This window comes from Brunnivagina elsteri CCALA 953, assembly GCF_002289455.1.
GTDB classification, from domain to species: Bacteria; Cyanobacteriota; Cyanobacteriia; order Cyanobacteriales; family Nostocaceae; genus Brunnivagina; species Brunnivagina elsteri.
Map to the genome: position 1 here is coordinate 1 of NZ_NTFS01000642.1, position 2,406 is coordinate 2,406.

The following is a 2,406-nucleotide window of genomic DNA, read 5'->3' on the forward strand; positions in this document are numbered from 1 at the left end:
ATAGACAGAGATGCTTCATTGCGCTTCGCTCCATTCAGCATGACAATTGGGCACTTTTTTACTTGGAACACTCTAACTACCCTTCGAGAAAGTTTTGTGTAAATCCCTTGGTTTTTAACGAGGGGATTTTAATAGGATGGAAAGAATTTCAAATTAGAATTTTATTATTTTCAGAAAATAAAATCCGTTCAAGTTAGAATACTGGTCACATTTCGTATTCAAAAAAAATATGGGGCAAAAAAAATATGGCACACGCTCGTTCAAAATCTGACTTGCCTACCAAAATTTGCCCTGTGTGTGGATTACCCTTTACCTGGCGAAAAAAATGGGAAAGATGCTGGGATGAGGTAAAATATTGCTCCGAACGATGCCGTCGTAGACGTTCTCAAGCTATAACAGATGATTAGTTGATTTTTTAGATATTAACTATTAACCAATACTATTAACCAGTACGGAGTTATTCAGGTGCAACCTAAATTAATTATTCACGGTGGAGCGGGTAGTTCCCTCAAAGGCAAAGGTGGAGTTGAAGTAGTTAGGCGATCGCTCTATAAAGTAATTGAAGAAGTTTATCATTTACTTGTATCAGGTGGAAGTGCCAAAGACGCGGTTGTACTCGGTTGCCAATTATTAGAAGATAATCCCCGCTTTAATGCTGGTACGGGTTCGGTTCTCCAATCTGATGGGCAAATCCGCATGAGTGCTTCTTTAATGGATGGTGCAACCCAAAGCTTTAGTGGTGTAATTAATATTTCGCGAGTCAAAAACCCCATCAACGTAGCCCAATATTTACAATCTTCACCCGATCGCGTTCTTTCCGATTACGGTGCTGCGGAACTGGCACGGGAATTACAAATCCCCAGCTACAACGGTTTAACTGATTTGCGCTTGCAGGAATGGATTGGGGAACGTCAAGATAATTTCCAACGTAGTATGGCTGGTGTTGTTGCCGAAGCCGATTTTAAGGAAGTTGCAGAAACCAGTACAGCCCGACGCGGGACTATTGGTGTTGTTGCTTTAGATACTCAAGGGAAATTAGTTGCTGGCACATCCACAGGCGGTAAAGGCTTTGAGCGGATTGGTAGAGTCAGTGATTCTGCTATGCCTGCGGGAAATTATGCAACTCAGTACGCAGGTGTTAGCTGTACAGGAATTGGTGAAGATATTATTGATGAATGTTTGGCAGCGCGAATTGTGGTGCGGGTAACTGATGGCATGTCATTACATGAAGCAATGCAGCGATCGTTTGCAGAAGCAGAGAAAAACAAACGGGATTTAGGCGCGATCGCACTTGATGGTCAAGGTAATATTGCCTGGGGTAAAACTAGCGAAGTTATACTTGCTGCTTACCATGACGGCGAAAAAATGGGCGATACACTGGAAATTGGAGAAGGTATGGAAGTTGGGATTATTTGAAATTGGGAATTGGGCAGTGGGAATTGAATAATAAATAATGGAAAAAGACTTACTATATTCATTCTTTATGCCCCATCCCCCATTCCCCAATTAACTACCTTGCGACTGGAATATTCGATACTTCAATCCGTAATTTTTGATTTGGATAATCGGTTAAAGCCAGCGAGATTTTTTTAACATCATCAAGCAACGGAGTGGTAATCAGTCAGGTGAATTGGACAGATGTATGGCTGAGGTTGTTGTCGGTGTTGTTCCTGATTGCAATTAATGCCTTTTTTGTTATGGCAGAGTTTTCGTTGGTGACGGTAAGGCGATCGCGGATTCAACAGCTAGTTGAATCTGGTGATGTTGGTGCGATCGCGGTTGAAGCTTTACAGCGTGGTATACATCGACTTCTATCTACAACCCAGTTGGGTATTACTCTTTCGAGTTTGGCTTTGGGCTGGATTGGGGAGAGTACAGTTGTGACGTTAATCGATATTTGGCTAAAATCATTACCTTTATGGAATCGTAGCAATCCCCTTGTCACCCATTCGTTAGCAATCCCGATCGCGTTTTGTTCGATTGCCTATTTGCAAATAGTTTTAGGTGAACTATGTCCAAAATCAATCGCAATGCTCCACTCCGAGCAATTAGCCCGGTTTTTGGGACCTTTAATTAAAGCTATTGTCAGGTTTTTTCGACCTTTTGTTTGGGTACTCAATCAATCAACCCGTTGTTTACTCAAGTTTTTTGGTATCGAATACAACAGTAAAAGTTGGCGACCTCCGGTTACATCTGAAGAATTGCAGTTAATTATCTCCACAGAAAAAGAGTCAATTGGACTGCTGGCTGAAGAACGGGAACTGTTAAAAAAGGTTTTTGAATTTGGAGAAGCTACTGTTCAAGCTGTTATGGTTCCCCGTACCAGTATTGTGTCGTTGCCCCAAAATGCCCCTTTGCAAGCACTTTTCAAACTCATGGCAACTACTGGTCATTCTTGTTACCCAG

General features: G+C 41.8%; 3 protein-coding genes. All 3 read left to right on the forward strand.

Going from position 1 to position 2,406, the window contains the following annotated elements:
- Nucleotides 1-245: 245 nt before the first annotated feature.
- The gene (locus CK510_RS29400) at nucleotides 246-407 is read left to right on the forward strand and encodes a DUF2256 domain-containing protein (RefSeq protein WP_095724987.1); all 162 of its coding nucleotides are present in this window, start codon (nucleotides 246-248) and stop codon (nucleotides 405-407) included.
- Between the two features lie 52 nt (nucleotides 408-459).
- Nucleotides 460-1,416 (forward strand): isoaspartyl peptidase/L-asparaginase, encoded by a 957-nt coding sequence (locus CK510_RS29405; RefSeq protein ID WP_095724988.1) that lies wholly within the window; start codon nucleotides 460-462, stop codon nucleotides 1,414-1,416.
- A 209-nt stretch (nucleotides 1,417-1,625) separates the two neighbouring features.
- The coding region (locus tag CK510_RS29410) for a hemolysin family protein (protein ID WP_245912504.1) at nucleotides 1,626-2,406 on the forward strand (781 nt) is incomplete at its 3' end.